This window comes from Pseudoalteromonas sp. TAB23, from assembly GCF_000498075.1.
GTDB lineage: Bacteria > Pseudomonadota > Gammaproteobacteria > Enterobacterales > Alteromonadaceae > Pseudoalteromonas > Pseudoalteromonas arctica.
Genome location: NZ_AUTP01000308.1, coordinates 1 through 19,504 on the forward strand (window position 1 = coordinate 1; position 19,504 = coordinate 19,504).

General features: G+C 37.7%; 14 protein-coding genes and 2 pseudogenes (1 of these 16 cut by a window edge). 7 read left to right on the top strand and 9 right to left on the bottom strand.

Annotation, left to right across the window (positions count from 1 at the left end; translation table 11 throughout):
* Both L654_RS0119635 and L654_RS0119640 read left to right on the top strand, forming a co-directional pair.
* Positions 1-1,847: TonB-dependent receptor (locus tag L654_RS0119635; RefSeq protein WP_024608835.1), on the top strand; the 1,847-nt coding region annotated here is incomplete at its 5' end.
* A gap of 250 nt (positions 1,848-2,097) precedes the next feature.
* Entirely contained in the window at positions 2,098-3,531 is a 1,434-nt protein-coding gene (locus tag L654_RS0119640; RefSeq protein WP_024608836.1) for a sulfotransferase, read from the top strand.
* A 165-nt stretch (positions 3,532-3,696) separates the two neighbouring features.
* Here the strand turns inward: L654_RS0119640 and L654_RS0119645 are convergent, their stop codons facing one another.
* Positions 3,697-4,599: an alpha/beta fold hydrolase gene (locus L654_RS0119645; protein ID WP_024608837.1), complete on the bottom strand. Its 903-nt coding sequence runs from the start codon at positions 4,597-4,599 to the stop codon at positions 3,697-3,699.
* 128 nt (positions 4,600-4,727) lie between these two features.
* Here L654_RS0119645 and rlmF point away from each other — a divergent pair, with 128 nt between their 5' ends.
* Together rlmF and ltaE are read left to right on the top strand one after the other, a co-directional pair.
* Positions 4,728-5,660 (top strand): 23S rRNA (adenine(1618)-N(6))-methyltransferase RlmF, encoded by a 933-nt coding sequence (gene rlmF / locus L654_RS0119650; RefSeq protein ID WP_024608838.1) that lies wholly within the window; start codon positions 4,728-4,730, stop codon positions 5,658-5,660.
* A 40-nt stretch (positions 5,661-5,700) separates the two neighbouring features.
* Entirely contained in the window at positions 5,701-6,705 is a 1,005-nt protein-coding gene (ltaE, locus tag L654_RS0119655) for a low-specificity L-threonine aldolase (protein WP_024608839.1), read from the top strand.
* Here the strand turns inward: ltaE and L654_RS0119660 are convergent.
* The 8 genes and pseudogenes from L654_RS0119660 to L654_RS01000000126455 form a co-directional block, all read right to left on the bottom strand.
* Complete coding sequence (locus L654_RS0119660) at positions 6,679-7,272, bottom strand: thymidine kinase (protein WP_007582344.1); 594 nt, start codon at positions 7,270-7,272, stop codon at positions 6,679-6,681. The two genes, ltaE and L654_RS0119660, sit on opposite strands and share 27 nt — an antisense overlap.
* Positions 7,273-7,354: 82 nt before the next feature.
* Positions 7,355-8,146, bottom strand: coding sequence for an amino acid ABC transporter substrate-binding protein (locus tag L654_RS0119665; protein ID WP_024608840.1), 792 nt, complete (start codon positions 8,144-8,146; stop codon positions 7,355-7,357).
* 75 nt (positions 8,147-8,221) lie between these two features.
* Positions 8,222-8,692 carry a methylated-DNA--[protein]-cysteine S-methyltransferase gene (locus tag L654_RS0119670; RefSeq protein WP_007582340.1) on the bottom strand — a complete coding sequence of 157 codons (471 nt, stop codon included), beginning with the start codon at positions 8,690-8,692 and terminating at the stop codon, positions 8,222-8,224.
* The gene (locus tag L654_RS0119675) at positions 8,692-10,044 is read right to left on the bottom strand and encodes an AlkA N-terminal domain-containing protein (RefSeq protein WP_024608841.1); all 1,353 of its coding nucleotides are present in this window, start codon (positions 10,042-10,044) and stop codon (positions 8,692-8,694) included. The genes L654_RS0119670 and L654_RS0119675 overlap by 1 nt, the downstream gene beginning before the upstream one ends.
* 74 nt (positions 10,045-10,118) lie before the next feature.
* Positions 10,119-10,730 carry a superoxide dismutase gene (locus L654_RS0119680; protein ID WP_024608842.1) on the bottom strand — a complete coding sequence of 204 codons (612 nt, stop codon included), beginning with the start codon at positions 10,728-10,730 and terminating at the stop codon, positions 10,119-10,121.
* Between the two features lie 16 nt (positions 10,731-10,746).
* Complete coding sequence (locus tag L654_RS0119685; RefSeq protein ID WP_024608843.1) at positions 10,747-11,253, bottom strand: hypothetical protein; 507 nt, start codon at positions 11,251-11,253, stop codon at positions 10,747-10,749.
* A gap of 79 nt (positions 11,254-11,332) precedes the next feature.
* On the bottom strand, positions 11,333-11,815 hold the full coding sequence (locus L654_RS0119690; RefSeq protein ID WP_024608844.1) for a GNAT family N-acetyltransferase: 483 nt from the start codon (positions 11,813-11,815) through the stop codon (positions 11,333-11,335).
* A 12-nt stretch (positions 11,816-11,827) separates the two neighbouring features.
* Positions 11,828-16,578: pseudogene (locus L654_RS01000000126455) on the bottom strand (PAS domain-containing protein).
* Positions 16,579-16,835: 257 nt separating this feature from the next.
* Here L654_RS01000000126455 and L654_RS0119700 point away from each other — a divergent pair.
* The 3 genes and pseudogenes from L654_RS0119700 to L654_RS01000000126460 all read left to right on the top strand — a co-directional run.
* Positions 16,836-17,702 carry a cation diffusion facilitator family transporter gene (locus L654_RS0119700; protein WP_024608845.1) on the top strand — a complete coding sequence of 289 codons (867 nt, stop codon included), beginning with the start codon at positions 16,836-16,838 and terminating at the stop codon, positions 17,700-17,702.
* 114 nt (positions 17,703-17,816) lie between these two features.
* Entirely contained in the window at positions 17,817-18,887 is a 1,071-nt protein-coding gene (locus tag L654_RS0119705) for a PepSY-associated TM helix domain-containing protein (RefSeq protein WP_024608846.1), read from the top strand.
* Positions 18,888-18,959: 72 nt separating this feature from the next.
* Positions 18,960-19,504: pseudogene (locus tag L654_RS01000000126460) on the top strand (TonB-dependent receptor) (it continues 1,577 nt past the right edge of the window).

Here is a 19,504-nt window from a genome sequence, read left to right on the forward strand (position 1 = left end):
ATGCCGCAGCACTTTCAGCTGCCGGTGTTCCTGATGTATCTTCTCTTGCACAAGTATGGGGCGCACCAGAAGTAAACGACGATATTACAATTTTTGGTAACGTAGGTTTAGAGCTAACGAACGATTCTGAATTTTACATGTTTGGTAATTACTCTGAACGTGATGTACGCGGCGGCTTTTACTACCGTAACCCGCAAACACGTTCTGGCGTTTACTCAAATGATGGTGGCGAAACACTACTTGTTGCAGATTTAACACCTGATATGAGCGCTAACTGTCCTACTATTGCAATAACAGATGGCAACGTATTAGATGATCCTGCTTATATAAATGGTGTAGCGAACAACCCAGATTGTTTTGCCTTTAACGAAACGCTTCCAGGTGGCTTTACACCTAACTTTGGCGGCAACATTACTGATACTTCTTTAACTATTGGTACTAAAGGGCGATTCACTGGTGGTTTCTTAAAAGATACTTACTATGACTTAAGCGGTACTGTGGGTTTAAATGAATCACGTTACTTCATCTATGACACGGTTAATGCTTCTTTAGGTGCAGATACGCCACGTGACTTCAGTCCGGGTAAATATGAACAGCTAGAGAAAAACTTTAACTTTGATTTATCAAAGGGTGTCGACTTTGGTTTAGCTTATGATGTAAACGTTGCCGGTGGTTTTGAATGGCATGAAGAAACATTCACTATCATTTCTGGTGATGAAGAATCTTACACTGCAGGCCCTTTAACAGCAAAAGGTTTTGGTATTGGCTCTAACGGCTTCCCTGGTTTTAAACCATCACAAGCAGGTGAGTTTTCTCGTCGTAACTATGCAGCGTATGTTGATGTTGAAGCACCATTTACTGAAGACTTTTTAATGGGCGTAGCGCTTCGCTTTGAAGACTACGACAGCTTTGGTACTACAACTAACTACAAAGTAATGGCTCAATACCATTTAACTGAAGATTTAAATATTCGTGGTTCTGTAAGTAGCGGTTTCCGTGCACCTACAGTTGGTCAAGCTAACGTAAGTAACGTACAAACAAGCTTAGACAGCGGTGTATTACAAGATTCAGCGCTTCTTCCACCAACAAACCCTATTGCAGTGCAATTAGGTGGTACAGAGCTTGAGCCGGAAGAATCACAAAGCTATACACTTGGTGCTGTATACACAATCGGCGAGTTATTTTTAACGCTTGATTACTACAACATTCAAGTTGATGACCGTATTAGCCAATCAGATAAAATCAACTTAAGCCAAGCAGATAAAGATACACTTACAGCCGCTGGAGTTCCTAATGTACAAGGTCTTGCTCAGGTAAGCTTTTTTACAAATGACTTTGATACAACAACTCAAGGTATCGATTTAGTTGCAAACTATACTGCTGAACTAATGGGCGGTAGCTCTACATTTAGCCTTGCTTATAACTGGAATGATACTGAAGTAACTCAATTTAGTGAAATTACAGGTGCGTTTAAAGTTAAACGCTTAGAAGAAGATTTACCTAACCATCGTGCAACGTTCACATTGTCTCAACAATGGGAATCAGTTTCTGCATTTGCTCGTGCAAACTACTACGGCGAATACCAAGGTGTTCACGTTGATTATGATGCAACAGCTAAAACAGCTGATGCTGCAGTCACTATTGATGCTGAAGTAACTTACTTCTTAAATGAATCTGTTAGCTTCTCTGTAGGCGCTCAAAACTTATTCGACCAAGATGCTGAAAAACTTGATTTTGCAGATGCAACGGGTATCCCTAATAACAACTGGGGTGGTCAGTTCTACGAAACATCTCCGTTTGGTATTAACGGTGGCTTTTACTACGCTAAAGCAACATATACTTTTTAAACTATTTTCATGAAGAACCAAAGGCGAAATGTTAAAGACATTTCGCCTTTTTAATTTTATAGTTAATAAAAATAATAATGAACAATACCAATTGCATTGAATAAGTGTTCTATTATAGCGCTCAGAAAATAGCGTAATAACAAGGAGAAAACTATGATATATAGTTGCTCTATATGAATAATTTTTAACGCAGTGAGTACGCTATTTAATGCGATAGAATGATTATTTCTTTAATAAAATTGGTATAACTATGCTACTTGAAAAAGCTAACCAACTACTGCAACAAAATAAACTCAAAGAAGCTGAGTTTCATTTTAAAACGCTATTAAATAGTAACCCTGAAAATGGCGAAGCTTTATTTGGCTTAGGCAGAATTGCCCTACGACTAGAGCGTTATGACACTGCTGTATACTTACTCCAAAAAGCGTGTGAGCGCATGCCTCATATGCTTGAACCATTACATGCCCTTGCTGATGCATTTAACGGTGTTAATTCGCCAAACGATGCGTTAACCGTACTTGAATACGCAAAAAAATTAGCAAGTCATAACCCAGAGCCTCATTACTACTTAGCACAACACTACTTAATATATGGCGAGTTAGATAAAGCCCATACAACCTTTGCCCATGCACTCAGCATTGGTGTATACCCTGTAACAGCCTATATTTTGTTTGAACTTGTGCAGTTAGGCCGCTTTGATAAAGAACATAATTATGTAAGTAATTTACACCACTTACTAACTCAAACGAGCAATTTACGTTTAAAAATGGTGTGTTACTACGCATTAGCAAACAGTTACGATGCACTTGAAGATACCGAGCAAGCATTTAATTATTTTATATTGGCAAATAAATTACAAAAAAAATTAAGTGAATTTAGCACTAAAGATTTAATCCCTTTTTACGATGAAATAATAAAATACAACACCGAGGAATTTATTGCCTCTGCCGATAAAAAATTTACAGGTAATATTACGCCTGTCTTTATTATTGGTATGCCTCGTAGTGGCTCTACCCTCCTGGAGCAAATGTTGGCAAGCCATAGTCAGTTTTCGAGCCTAGGAGAAAGTACGAGTATTAGTAATAACGCGGTTGCTTTTATCGAACAAAAAACGGGAGTTGCTTACCCGCAATGTTTAGCGCATTTAACGCCTGACTTAATCAAAAAAGCCCGCGAGCTTTATATCACAACATTAAAAACAGCATCGCCCATCAGACCTTTTATAATAAATAAACTGCCGAGTAATTATCAGTCGCTCGGACTAATATATATCCTATTTCCAAATGCCAAATTTATAAACTTAAGTCGTAATTTTAATGCTACAGCGTTTTCTATTTTCACTAATTACTTTGCCGAAAACGAGCCTTATTTTTGCTCACTACCTGAGTTTAAGCTTTACCATAGTATGTATGAAAAACTGATGAGCCATTGGCACTCCTTTAAAGGTATGCCAATTTATGATGTCAGTTACGAAGATTTAGTGAGTAACCCAAAAGAGCAGCTAACGCAGTTACTTGGTTTTTTAAACTGTCATTTTGAAGAGCGCTGCTTAGCATTTTATAAACAAAAAACACCGGTAACCACGTTGAGTAAACATGCTATTCGCCAACCTATTAATAACGCCGCAATCGCTAAGTGGGAGCGTTACAAAACACCCCTTTTAAAGTTGCTTGATGAGAATTAATTAGGTCCTGTTTATCTTTCGAGGTTAAATTTGCAGTAGGCTGTTTGGTTTTTAGACAAGGCAGAGCCTATGAAGTGTGGTCATTCCCCATAAATAGGCGATAACGTAGCATAAAGACCAAACATGCGCTGCCTTTTGGGTTCAACCCTGAAAGGTCAACAGCTCCTACAGATGTGCTTTAAACCAATTAAGTAAATCTTTAAATTGATCATCACGCGCACTTGGGTGGGTAAGCATATTAATATGATCGTAATCAAAATTATGCCCGTGTTTACGACCGTAAATTCGCATTTGTTGAATGCCAGGCCCTGATTCGTCCATAAATTTTTGAATATCGATTGGTTGCGCTAATGCTTTATCTTTTACCGCAGCAATATGAAGCGTTGGCGCTAAATGCAGGCTCTTTAGCGCTTTTGCATAATCAAAATTATCATCAGAATCTATCCATGGCTTCTTTTTAGCCCATTGCATACTTTGATAATGCGACTTTTGAGTTTCGTTATCGCTTCCCCACTTATAACCTTTAGCATTTAAATAGCCGTGTTTTTTAGCAAGTAAAGGTGCCATAAAATACCAAATTAAATTGGCTTGTAATAATTTTTGAGGATGATTATTAAATAAAGAACGCTTAGAGCCAAAATACACACACGCTTTTACATCATTAATATATTCTGGAAAACGTGCAAACGCGCTGTTCATCAATACCCCGCCCCAAGAGTGAGCGACCCAGTAGTCAGGCTTCTTGCCTTCAATCAACTCTATTTGCTTAATAAAGGCTGGAATATCTTCTAAAATGGCCTCGGTTTGCCCGTACTTAGCGTCACTTGAAATAACCGGCTTACTATCACCTCGGCCACGTAAATCAGCCACATAGCATCGGTACCCATGCTCAGCCAAAAAAGGGGCTAGCCCTTTATTAGAATGGGTGTAAAAAATTTTACCGTTTTCTACAGCTCCATGCATAAAAAATACGATAGGCCCTTGCTGATTATCATCGCTGATTCGACGTAAATGAAGTGTTTGGTGAGCGTCTAAATTAATAATTATTGATTGCTGAGAAATCGCCACAGTTATTCCTTTTTATTATTTTCAACTCATCCTACCAGCAATATTAAATATACCAAAGGAAATGTCTGCACTTTACTCATCAGCATTTGTTACAATCACCACATCATATCTGTTGTTAAAATGAAGCCATGAAAGAAAATAATGCACGTTCAAAATTACACCCTCGTAACCTACATAAAAATGGGTACGACTTCGATTTATTAACAACAGAGCACCCTGCTCTACTGCCTTTTGTTATAACCACACCTGCAGGTACTAAAAGTATTGATTTTAGTGATAACAAAGCCGTTAAAACACTCAATCAAGCTCTTTTAAAAGCACATTATAATATTGATTTTTGGGATATTCCTGAGCACAATTTATGTCCACCTATACCTGGGCGTGTTGACTACATTCATTACTTAGCTGACTTATTAAGTGATGATAATCAACAACAAATACCTTTAGGTAAGCAAATTAAAGTGCTTGATATTGGCACTGGCGCTAACTTAGTTTATCCGCTTACTGGTACAAGTGAATATAAGTGGCATTTTACAGGGACTGATATTGATGCAGCTTCGGTAAAAATAGCAAAGCAAATTGCTCAGTTTAATAGTTTAAAAATAACCCTAAAACAACAAAAAAACGCATCACATATTTTTAAAGGCGTTGTAAATCAAAAAGATCTATATCATTTAACGCTCTGTAACCCTCCGTTTCATGCAAGCGAAGAAGAGGCAAGTAAAGGCAGTGAACGTAAGTGGAAAAACCTAGGAAAAACACCCAGTAGCGCACTTAATTTTGGTGGTCATAATAATGAATTATGGTGTGAAGGCGGTGAAGTACAGTTTATCTCTAACATGATTAAAGAGAGCGAAGACTTTGCAGAGCAAGTACTGTGGTTTACGTCGTTAGTATCCAAAAAAGATAATATTGCAGCTCTTGAAGAAGTATTAAAAGCCCACCCAATAGCACAATATAAAATAGTTGATATGGCACAAGGTCAAAAAATCAGCCGTTTTATTGCATGGACTTACTTTGATAAAGACACTCGTGAGCAAATTTGTAGCGAGCTTGATTAATACCAATTTTATTAAAAACAATAAAAAGGATAAGGCAATCATGATAGATTTTCGCTCTGATACAGTTACAAAACCAACAAACACAATGCGCGATATTATGTACAGCGCACCGGTTGGTGACGATGTATACGGTGATGATGAAAGCGTTAACCAACTAGAAGCCTATGCGTGTAAGCGTTTTAACTTTAAAGCCGCACTTTATTGTAGCTCAGGTACACAAGCCAACTTACTTGCAATAATGGCGCATTGTGAGCGAGGTGACGAATACATTTGTGGCCAAAATGCTCACAATTATAAGTTTGAGGGTGGCGGAGCAGCTGTTTTAGGGTCTGTGCAACCACAGCCTATTGAAAATGAAGCCGATGGTAGCATCCCCTTCAGTAAAATAGCTGCAGCAATAAAACCAGACGATTGCCATTTTGCAAACACGCGATTACTTAGCTTAGAAAATACCATAGGCGGAAAAGTGCTCCCGCTTGAGTACTTAGCCCAAGCTCGTGACTTTGTTAATACGCATAATTTAGCGCTGCACTTAGACGGCGCACGTGCTTTTAATGCCGCTGTTGAGCTAAATATTGATATCACTGAAATCACAAAGCACTTTGACTCAATTTCTATTTGTTTATCTAAAGGTTTGGGGGCGCCCGTAGGCTCTTTATTATTAGGCTCACCAGCACTTATTAATAAAGCAAGACGATGGAGAAAAGTACTTGGTGGCGGTATGCGCCAAGCCGGAATGCTTGCAGCTGCCGGGCAGTTTGCACTTGAGCACAATGTAGAGCGCTTAAAAGACGATCATGCAAATGCACGTTATTTGGCTCAACAATTAAGTGAAATCAGTGGCTTTACTGTAGATATGAGTAACACCACTAATATGGTTTACGCAACATACACTAGCAGTATAAACATTGAAGAGATTGCTGAGGCACTTAAACAACAAGGTATACTATTTAGCCCAAGCAAGCAGCTTAGGCTAGTAACGCATTTAGATATTACGCGCGAAGATATTGATACATTTTTAAATGCTTTGTCGGCCCATATTTAACGCGGCTTTATAATGTTTGCGGCATACCGAAACATATCGGTCATTGCCGCCAATTTCTACTTGGTTACCATCGGCTATTGCTTCACCATTTTCATCGGTACGCAGTACATGGTTTGCTTTACGTCCACAGTGGCATACAGTTTTAAGCTCAACTAACTTATCAGCCCACGCAAGCAAATATTGCGACCCTATAAATAGCTCGCCTCTAAAGTCGTTACGCAAGCCATAACACAATACCGGTATACCTAATTCATCAACCACATCGGTTAATTGCATTACTTGTTCTTTTGATAAAAATTGGCACTCGTCAACTAATACACAATGGCGTTTTTTATCATTGTTGAGTGATTGAATAAGATCAAATACATCTTTACTAGCATCAAATACATGCGCATCTGCTTGCAAGCCAATACGAGACGATACTTTACCCACGCCTTGTCTATCATCAATGGCAGCAGTAAGGATCACTGGTTCCATGCCACGTTCTTTATAATTAAATGCAGATTGTAATAACGTAGTTGATTTACCCGCGTTCATTGCAGAGTAGTAAAAGTATAATTGAGCCATTGCGGTGCCATTTTATAAAAAGTGCGCTTATGCTACCTTAATATTAAATTAATACCAATTTACAAACGCGAATTTAACGAGGTTATTTAAGTGTTTGTAAGTATTTAATATACACAGGTGCACTTTCAAACTTTGATAACCATTGCCACATTTCCCAACTTAGAGTGTTATTTTCTTCGTAGAATTTTTTTGAAAAAACAAGGTAACCATGGCCGGTTTCGTAAGGGGGATAAATAGGTTTAACATTATTACCCTCATACGGATAACTCGACACTTTTAAGCCATCAACTTGGCATAGATCAACGCTCGCCTGCACCACGCCCTTATCTAGCAACTCAAAAGCTTTGCTTTTAGAAAACGTATTATGAATAAAAAATGGCTCTTCTTTTAACGCGCTATTTAGTCCATAGCCATTAGGAATAGCTATCGTAAATGCTTTATTTTGAAATACTTCGCGAGTCTCCCATTCTTTATGAAATTTATAACGCCCTATAAGGCAGCTACTAAATTCACTTACTGCATAGTCATCTTGTAACTTACCTTGCTGATCAACAGGGTAAACAGCAACGTTTTCTCGTCCTTTGCGGTAACTGGCAATAACAGCATTAACTCGATTAAATTCTAAATCGCTTAAGCATCTACGCCATGGTTTTCTAACAAACTTAATCTCAACACCATCAATCGCTTTATCTAATAAACTTAAAACCTCAACTGAGGCATCAGGTTGATCAATAGGTATAGCCTTATCAACACCAAAAAATAGTGGTGCTGCGTTTTTATCTTCATAACAAAAAAGTAATTCTTTGGCCGTAACGCCATCGCAAAAAACAATACACTTCAAAACAAAAATATAAAGTAACGTTCTAATTTTCATAGTGATTTTTATTTATAAACTAAATCTACAGTGTAGTATGTAGAACTAAACATACAAAATATTCGTTAAATTAATTTACATTAATCCTTCGTGTTTCAGCAACCAAAGTTTCCTATCAAGCCCACCAGCATAGCCCGTTAACTTTGCATTTGCGCCAATAATTCGGTGGCAAGGCACTATAATGCTAATCGGATTTTTACCATTCGCAGCACCTACTGCCCTCACTGCTTTTGGGTTATTGAGTTGGTTTGCAATATAGCCGTATGTTTGTGATTGCCCAAAAGGCACCGTTAATAGTGCTTGCCATACGCTTTGTTGAAATACCGTACCGTTTGTATCAAGTGGTACATCAAAAGTAGTGCGTTTTTTTGCAAAGTACTCATTTAACTGCGCAGCACAAATAAGCACCGCCTTGTTAGCGACTTGTTCAAATGGCGTATGAGGGTGCTCAACTGGAGGATAAAACCCAACGTAACTCACTCCTTTATCTGTCGCTTGAATAATTATGTCGTCTATAGGGCTCGAAATTGATGTTTGAATGATCATTATAATTGCTGCCAAAGTTGAAAAGTTAAGTAAGAGCGAAAAGGAGCGCTGTTAGCAGGTACGAAAGGGTTTGCCGCCGCTTGAGCTTTTTTAACACCTAAGTCGCCATCAAGTAATATATCGGGCTGGCTTTGCCCTCGCAACTTTGCATAATTTACCGTCCAAGGACCAATTCCCTTTAAATTAAGCCATTCGTCTAAATCGTCATTTTCAGGATTTAGTGCACAAAACTGGGCTAAGTTGTGTAGCGCATTTTTGCGTGCTTGTGGCATTTTAAAAAATGCAAAATCACTATTAGCAACAATTTTAGCCGTAGGAAAATAAACGGCATAGCCCTCTTTTTCGCCTAATTCATCAACTAACTTTGTTACTAAATTATGCGCCGCAGTAACACTCACTTGTTGTCCAAGTACTGCCCTTATACCGGCTTCAAAACTTGACCAAACCCCTGGAAGTCTGAGCCCTTCACATACTGTAAACGCATTGTTTATATTGGCGCTTAAATGCGTTTGAATTAAATTAATATCGGCATCTAAATCAAGCACACGGCGTATATTATTTATAACAGGTTGTAAGTACACCGTATTATCTATATCGATAGACACACTAAAGTGATTTTTACTTGCTATAAATTCAGCGGTAAAGCTTCCTTTATATTCCTCACTTGCAAAAGTACGTCCGTAGGTCGTCTGCGTTATCCACTCTATTGGTTTTATCAAGCGCCTTTGTAAAAAGCTCTGCAAAGCAGGCCAATTATAAGGCGGCCTAAATGGCAGGGTTAAAGTGAGTGTTGACGTTGGTTTTTTATCGCCACTGCGCAGCTTCGAGGGAGCTATATTTAACTGCTGTAAAAATGCATCATTAAAGCGCCTAATGCTTTTAAAGCCTGCGGAAAACGCTATTTCGGTAAGGGGTAAATGTGTTTCTTGAATCAGCTTTTTAGCAAAGTGACATTGGTTAAATAATCGATATTGCGTAATCGACACGCCAAAATACTGCTTAAACAACTGTCTTAAATAACGACTACTTACACCTAAACGAGCTGCTAATTTTTCGCAGTCGTGCTCGTCATTTTGATCTATTAACTGTTTTGCTCTAAGTGCAGTCGTTTTTGTACCCTGCCATGCTGCGCTGCCAGGGGCACTATCGGGCCTGCAACGAATGCAGGGCCTAAAACCATCTTGCGCCGCGTTATGGGCAAACTGATAATAAGTAACGTTTTTTTCGTGAGCCGTTGGTGCAGGGCAAATAGGTCTGCAATAAATGCCGGTACTTTTTACCGCTACGTAAAAAAGCCCGTCAAAACGAGGATCGCGACTCTGACGTGCTTTTTGCCAATGTGAAGTGTCCATAAACGGCTCTATTAATTAATCTAATAAAGCCTAGCTTATACAAAATAAACTGTATTACTAGCCATATTCGGCACTCAACCAATAGCCAATAAATAACGCCTTTGTACTTCTTGCCAATTAATTACATTATAAAATGCAGCAATATAGTCAGGACGTTTATTTTGATACTTCAAATAATAGGCATGCTCCCATACATCAAGTCCCAAAATAGGGATATTTCCCTGCATTAAAGGGCAATCTTGATTAGCACTATTTTCTACAATCAACTTTTCATCCGGCGTTACACATAACCACGCCCAACCACTACCAAATTGGCTAATTGCCACGGCTGTAAATTGGTCTTTAAATTTATCAAAACTGCCTAGTTGCTCATTTATAACCTGAGCCACAATACCTTCAGGTTCACCTCCTCCTTGCGGGCTCATTACTTGCCAAAATAAGCTGTGATTAAAATGCCCTCCTACATGCTCTTGTACTGCTTTTTGCAAATTACTTGGTAGCTCATTTATTCCCTTAAGTAACTCTTCAGCATTTGCGTTTGCATACACAGTATCTGCTAAAGCAGCATTGGCTTTATTGATATACGTTTGATGGTGTAATGTGTGGTGAATATGCATCGTTTTGCTGTCTAAATGAGGCTCAAGCGCATCATATTCATAATCAAGTGCTGGCAATGTAAACGCCATAAATTACTCCTTTATTTTAATGTAGCAGGCTGTTTGTTGAGTCTTTAGAGCATAAGCAAAAATTCACTTGCTCTATTAGCTCAGGTAAAAAATGATAGCGTCTTGCAAATGATACAAGTTCAGCAGATGTTTTAATGTAATGATGCTTACTCACTTTTTGTATATCGTAATGAGTATGCTTAATTAATGAAGAGAGTGTTAAGTGTACTTCGCATAGCCATTTGCATGCATTTTCAGGCTGTTGCATAGCTATATAGGTATCAGCTAAATTATGTGACGCAACAACAAGTGCGGGTATACAGTGCTCAATAGCATGAATGACAGTGTTATTAATCTGAGCATATAAAAACTGCTGAAGAAGATGATCTGCAAGTGTTTTAGCTAATAAGTATTTATCGCGAGCTTCGAGAAGTGCACCTTGTTCAAATGCATAATTACCTTGCATTATATTCGACTGCCAAGGGCTTAATGCTTGATCAAGATAAAGTAAATCTGAGTGGGGTTGTTTTTGACTTGAGATCATATAATCATCTGCACGTTTATTTATGAGTGTGTATTTAACTTACACACCCACAAAACTAAATGCAAATGATTTTCATTAACTATTTAGCGAAGTCTAATAATTCCTGCCCTGTTAAGCGATATATAATCCATTCGTTTTGTGGCTTTGCACCAATGCTATTGTAAAAATCGATAGCGGGTTTATTCCAATCAAGCACTACCCATTCAAAACGACCACAGTCATTACTAATGGCCTTATTAGCTAAGTGTTTCATAATGGCTTTACCTGCACCATTGCCACGGCTATCTGGGCTTACGTATAAATCTTCAAGGTATAGGCCATTTTTACCTAACCAGGTAGAGTAATTATAAAAATATACCGCAAAACCAATTGGCTCATCACCTTCTAAACAAATTATGCTGTGCGCAGTTGCACCTTCACTAAACAGAGTATCTAAAATTGCCTGCTCGTCTGTTTTTACTGCATCAGGTTCTTTTTCATATATGGCAAGTTCGGTAATAAAGTGCAAAATTGTTTTTGCGTCACTTGGTTTTGCATCACGTATTATAACGGGTTGGCTCATTGTATTTTTACCTTAAATATACTGCTCTAATTTATCTTTTAAAATATCTAATTGAATAGGTTTACTCAAGTAGTCATCCATTCCAGCTGTTATACAACGCTCTTTATCTGAGTTCATTGCATTTGCGGTGATAGCGATTATTTTAATGTTTTTATGCTGTATGCCCGCCACGCCTTTACGAATAGCAGNCCATCCATAACAGGCATTTGGCAATCCATGAGTACAAGCTTAAAATATCCTGAATCATGCGCTTCTAATATATCAATCGCTAATTGGCCATTCCCAGCAATAGTAACGTCACAATTAAGCTTTTTGAGCATTAATTTAGCCACCTGTTGGTTAATTGGATTATCTTCCACCAGTAGTATTTGGGAAGACTCCTGCACCTTTTCTTTTTTAAGTGACGAAATATAGCCTGACGTAACAAGTGGTAGTGTCTCGCCTGCATCATTACTCGTTATAACCGACAGTGCAGAAATTAAATCGGCAGTGGTTACTGGTTTAGGAAAATATGCCTGAAAGCCAGCATTAGAATAACGCTGCGCGCCTTCCATACCAGCAATACTGGTCATCATTACAAGTGGCATTGATTTATAATGTCCATGTGCTTTTAGTGCTTTACACAGCTCTATGCCATCCATTCCTGGCATTTGCATATCAAGCACTGCAATGTCGTACATGCAATTTTTATCTTTATATTGCTGCGCGCACATATCAAGTGCTTCATGTGCATCACATGCGAGTGCAACCTTAGCGCCCCAATGTTCAAGCTGTTGTGAAATTACAATTCGATTTGTCTCGTTATCGTCAACAACTAAAACTGTTAGCTCTTCCATATTAATATTAGGAATATAACGCTCTTTTTGATCTCCCGGAGTTAACATTATAGTGGCGGTAAAGGTACTCCCTTTACCTGCTTCACTTGTAAGAGAGATTGCTCCTCCCATTAACTCACAAAGCTGCTTACAAATAGCCAGCCCTAAGCCACTGCCCCCGTATTCACGCGTTGTTGATGCATCTACCTGAGAGAAAGGGGTAAATAACTGCTGTTGCTTTTCTTCACTTATTCCTATGCCTGAATCTTTTATACTTGCAACAAATTCTAAACCTTGAGCCACTTTATTAATTTTAGCGCTTACAACAACCTCGCCCTTACTCGTAAACTTAACGGCGTTACTCAGCAAATTAGTAAGTACTTGTCGAATACGCCCAGGATCCCCGCATAACTGCGAAGGCTCTAGCGCTACCAAATCTAAAATTATTTCTATACCTTTTTCTTGAGCAGTCAATGCTTGTGCGGCAGCAACTTCGCCAATTAAATCACGTCCATTAAAGTTAATCTCTTCAAGTTCGATTTTACCCGCTTCGGCTTTAGAGAAATCTAAAATATCGTTAATTACACCCAATAAAGAATGCGCACTTGTTTTGGCTATACCTACTTTTGTTTCTATTGGTTTAGGGAGTGACTCTAATTGAACAAGTTCTAGCATACCGAGTACACCATTCATTGGCGTTCTTATTTCATGGCTCATCGTGGCTAAAAATTGGCTCTTAGCAATAGCCGCATCTTCTGCTTTTACAAGGGCTACTTTTAACTCCTCACTGATTACTTTTCGTTGCTGAGAAATTAAAGTACTTCCCACTAAAGTAGCCAATGATCGAAGATACGTTTCTTCACTTTGCGTCCAATTGTGATGTTCGCCTACTGTTTCAGCGCACAAAATACCTAAATTACCATCACCAGTTGCTATTACTGCATCAAGCATCGATTTAATATTTAATGGCTTTGTATACGCTTCTATAAAATCAACAGTTGCTGGGTGCGTATAAACATCATCAATGGCTACTAAGTTTTGCTTATAAATGGCGCTATAATATGCAGGGTAGTCTTTAGCAGTTAAAACAGCATCTGTATCTACAAACCCTTGTCCATCTATGTATAAACTATGACATGTCATTACATCTCGTTGATCGTTAAAAATCCATACCGACGCACGTGCAACATTTAGCACTTCGCACATAGATTTAACGGCTAGCTTTTTAACTTGCTCTACATCACTATTTTGCACTTCAGGTGCGACTGTAAGCGCGGCTAAATTTTTGTTATAGCGGTTTGCTTTTTCGCTTTCGAGTTCAAGGCGCTTATGTGCATCAATACTTTGAAATGAGCCAAAAACACGTACGCATTTACCATCTTTAAGCTCTGCTTGGCCCATTGATTTAACCCAACGCTCTTGCCCCGAATAGGTCAAAATAATAAGCTCTACACTCCAGCTTTCACCTAAAGTCACAGCGCATTCAAATAAGGTACTTATAGTGTCTCGGTGTATTCCTGGTTTATAAAAATCAATAGCAGTATCTATCCTCGGCTCAAATCCCTCTGGTACTTCGTGGATAACTTTAACTTCATCAGACCAATAAAGAGTATGCGCATCTAGGTCCATCTCCCATGCACCAATCTGGCCTTGCTTACTCATTGATTCAAGCAGGCTTTGCTGACGGCTTATTTTTAATTGTGTATTGTAACGCTCTGTAATATCTAAAATAAATCCATCTAAATACAATATATTGCCATCATCTGCGTAAATCGCTTGGCCTTTTTCGTTTACCCAATGCAAAGAGCCATCGCGGGCTTTAATTCTATACTCAACAGACCATGACTGCTTAGCGCTAACACAACGGACAATTTCATCTTTTATTTTTTTAGAATCGTCTTCACATATTAAATCAAAAAAGCAGAGGGCTTCGTTATGTATCAACTCATCGGGTGAATAACCGGTTATTTCACTCGCTTGCTCGCTCATGTAAAGCATGCTTAATTTGTCATCAAACTTACATCGATAAATAATGCCAGGGATATTTGATACCAAAGATGCAAATCTGTCTCGGCTTCCTTGTAGCTCAAGCTCTGTAGATTTTCGATCTGATATATCTAAATGCGTACCGATCATGCGTTTTGGAGAGCCATCGGTATTCCACTCAACTATTTTTGCAGTATCGAGAACCCAAATCCAATGCCCATTTTTATGTTTCATGCGGGCTTCACTAACATAATAGTCAGTCTCGCCGGAAAAATACGCTTGAAGTTTTTTCTCCGACATAGCTAAATCATCAGGGTGAGCATAGGTATACCAAGTATCTATAGTACAAGGTTCAATATCACTGAGCTTGTAACCTATAATCTCGGCCCAACGGTTATTAAATGTCACCTTTTTAGTATCAATGTACCAATCCCAAATACCCACTGCTGTTGAGTCAATCACTAGTTGTAGCTGTGTTTTGTGCTGTTCAAGCTCTAGCTCTTGTAACTTAAGCGCTGTAATGTCGGTACGAATAGCAATATAGTTTTGTGGTATACCGTTTTCATCTAGAAATGGTGCAATGGTGGTATCTACCCAATAAAAACCACCATTTTTAGCTTTATTACAGATTTGCCCGTTCCATACATCACCGCGTTTAAGCGTTTTGTACATATTTTTAAAGAATTCTTTTTCGTGTTTCCCTGAATTTAATAAGCGATGGTTTTCGCCTATTAATTCATGTTCGTCGAAACCACTGATCTCACAAAATTTCTTATTTACAAAAGTAATAGTGCCATGCAAATCAGTCACAGCAACAATGGCATGTTCATCTAATGCACTTTTTTGTTCTGCTAATTGTTTTAATGCAATTTGAAGTGCCGAACGTTGTTTTTGTAATATACTTTGTTGTTCTTCTTTTACGGCTACTAACTTACGTAAGCCCAATGAAAGCTGATTAAATTCAATGCTATCGTTTATTATTGGAACTTTAACTAAATCGCCTTTTGTAATATTTTCAACAATTTTAGCTAAGTTAATTAAAGGCTGAGAAAGCCGGCGACCAAACCACCACGACAACGTTAATATCAGCAGTAAGGCACCTGAATTAGTTAATACAGCGAGCTGCTTATAATAATTAGCACCTTGTAGTGCGACTTCTTTTGGTTTTGATACAAGTAGCTGCCAGCCAGACTCATTTAAAAACTCTAATGAATTAATATATCCATATAAAGTGACTTCATTTTTATCAATATAAGAAAAAACACGTTGTATTGGTGAGCCATTTTGAGAGAAAAATGATGGTTGGGTATCGTTTGAAGTATTACTTTTTTGAATTTTATTATTGTCCATAACATAAAATGTTATGTCTTTATTAGCAGCGTGTATTTTACTTAAATTATTTAATAAGCCGTTTAAATTTATATCTGCGAGCAATATGGTTTGTAACTTATTTTCGTCATTTAATACCGGTAAACCAATAATATGATACTCACGCCCTGAGACTGTCATTGACTGAAATTGAATTTCTCCTGTATTTATAATCCCAGAACGTATGTTATTAAAGCGCGGCTCTTTAATAACATTTAAAAAAGGTGATGAAGGTAGTGAATTAACGAGGTTTACATCAATAAGCTCTACATGATTAACAAAGTCATACTGCTCAATAAATTGATTAATTAATTTTAGCTTTTTATTGGGGCTGATATCAAACTGCGCCCTAAGCAAATATAAATCTTTAACATGGTCTGTAAACCAAATATCAGCAAATTGCTTACCTATATTATTAAGCTCGTTTAGTTCAGTGTCTGCATTTTGTTTAAGGGTGCGATTTACGTGTTCAAGACTAAACCACGTAAGTATACAAAGTGGCACTAAAGCTATAATTATAAAGGTTATAATTAACTTACTTCGAACAGATTGTCCTTTACCTGTTAATTCACCAAAGTTTAAACCTTTGTCCATGCTTAATACCCAGCAGCTTTTAATCATTTAATATTACTTACATTAATGCACTAAATATATAAAGACGCAAGTTTTGAGCCGTAAACTCCTTAAAAACTCGGTATTTAGCGTTACAATCTTAAATTCACATTTTTTAAAAAATACGCCTTTATTACTAACTTATAATTACGCTTGCTTACGCTACAACTTCTGTAGCTGTTTTAAACCACCCATGATATAAGCAATATTCAGTCAATGTATTTGAAGGGATTATGGCAATGGCGCACGATCATTCACATAGTCATGTAGACGAAAACCAAAGCAATAAGCAGCTCACCGTTGCAGTTTTTATTAATGTATTACTAACCATAGCCCAAGTTATTGGTGGGTTATTTTCGGGCAGTTTGTCACTTATAGCCGATGCCCTTCATAATTTAAGTGATGCTGCCGCTATATTTATAGCCTTGGTTGCACGTAAAGTTGGTAATAAACCTGCTGACGCCACTCATCATTTTGGCTATAAACGCGCTGAAATACTCGCCACTCTTTTTAATAGCAGTACATTAATATTAATTGGTGTGTATTTAATTTTTGAATCAATTTCGAGTTATTTAAACCCTCAACCAATTAATGGCTGGATAGTTGTGTGGGTGGCAGCAATAGCGTTGGTCATTGATTTAGCAACCGCATTTTTAACCTACCGAGCTGGAGCAAATCACAGTATAAATATAAAAGCGGCCTTTATTCATAACGTATCAGATGCAATGGCATCTATTGTTGTTATTATTGCAGGCACCTTAATTATTTTATACCAGTGGTATATCGTGGATTTAATTGCCACTGTGCTTATTTCTATCTATGTCATTTTTCATGGCATTTTACTATTAAAGCAAAGCTGCAAAATTTTAATGCAAGCAGCGCCTAGCAACATTGATACACACGCAATATCACATGCTATTAGTAATGAATTTAATATCGAATCGGTAGTTAGCATTAAGCTTTGGCAACTAGATGATAAAGAAAATTATTGTGAGCTTGTTATTAGCACTCAGCACTTAATTAATTTACCAACAATAAAAAGCTTTTTACACGACAATTTTAATATCGAAAATTGCATAATAGAAATCCGACCAATCGCAAATTAAAGCCCAATTTAATGTTCTTAATAACAAGCTAAACCAAATACATAACTATTTAATTGAAAACAGCTCGTATTATCATTTACAATATTGCCATTAACTCATAATGAGATACCGTTTTTGAAACTTTGGTTACGTAGAATTCATTTAGGCCTTGCCCTTATTAGCGGACTATTTTTATTAATAGTGAGCTTAACCGGTGCTGTTATGATTTATGCAAAAGACATACAGCACTTAATAGAACCCGCAAAATGGCAAGTAACACCACAAGAAAATTTAATGCCTTACGATGAACTTATACAAAATGTACAAGTTCAAACTAAGCAAAAAATCACTTTTTTTATGCCCGAGCAAGCACCAAACGCCGCATGGCAATTTAGGTTAGCCAATAAACATTACGCCAGCGTTAACCCCTACTCAGGGAGTGTACTAAACGTCTATGAATCAACAGATACGATTTATGGGTTTGCTATGGGATTACATCGCTGGCTGTTGTTTGAAAACAGTAAGGGTGAAAAAACCTTTCGAAATTGGATGTCGGTGTGTGCATTGCTACTTTTAATAAATGTATTACTCGGCTTTTATTTATGGGTAAAGCCCAAAAACAGAGTTAAACGTTTAGCTATAAAACCAAAAGCCAAATTTAGAGTGCTCATGTATCAATTACATACAGTGCTTGGTGTTTACTTTTTTATACCGCTTATGCTTATTGCCTTTACTGGCATGGCATTTAACTGGAAAACACAAACTCAATCTGTATTAGAATTTGTGACGTTTAATAAAGTAGAACAAAGACCTAAAGCGCCAAAAATAATAGCCCCTTCTCAAGCTGCGTTAAACTACAATCAAGCAATTAAAAATGCAGAGAACGTATTTCCAGATGGTAAAGTATATAGAATTTACTTACCTAAAAATGATGACGAAGCAATTGCACTGAGAATGCAAAACCCTGGCGAAAGCCACGCTTACAGCTGGGTTTGGATTAACCCATTTACTGGTAAAGTATTAAACTCATTTGACGCCAGTAAAACCAACCTCACAACACAAGCATGGAACTTTAAGTATAAGTTTCACATTGGTGATTTTGCAGGTCCTATTGTGCAGTTTTTATGGTTATTAATAGCCCTTTCACTCGCATTTTTTATTGTAAGCGGTGTATATTTTTGGTTAAAACGCCATAAATGGAAATAAATCTCATTAACACTTGCGTCATTAGTTGATAATAATTACCATTACGTAAATTGTTATCAACTAAGACACCCCATGTTAAAAACTTCGCTTTGCCTTATTGCTGTTGCAATAAGTACTAACACGTTAGCAAATGAAAATAATAAAAATGAATACACTTCTGATCAGTTAGAGCATGTCATTGTATCTGGCAGCCGCATATCAGAGAACATTGACGAAGTACCTGCCTCGATTACCGTTATAAATCAGCAACAAATACAACAGCATTTAAAAGTAAGCTCAGAATTGGGGAGCTTACTCGCGCAAATGGTTCCAGGGCTTGCCCCAGATACAGGCAGTTCAAGTAATTCAGGACAAACACTACGCGGTCGTGCGCCATTAATAATGATTGATGGTGTACCGCAATCAACCCCTCTTCGTAATGGTTCTTTAGGCGTAAAAACGTTAGACGCCAGCGCAATAGCGCGCATTGAAGTCATAAAAGGCGCAACCTCTATTTATGGTAATGGTGCCTCAGGTGGCATTATTAACTACATAACAAAACAGGCTCGCAGTGATGGTAAACCTGAAGGTGAAATAAGTATTTCAAGCCGCTTTAGCGCTGTTAAATTAGCAGAAAG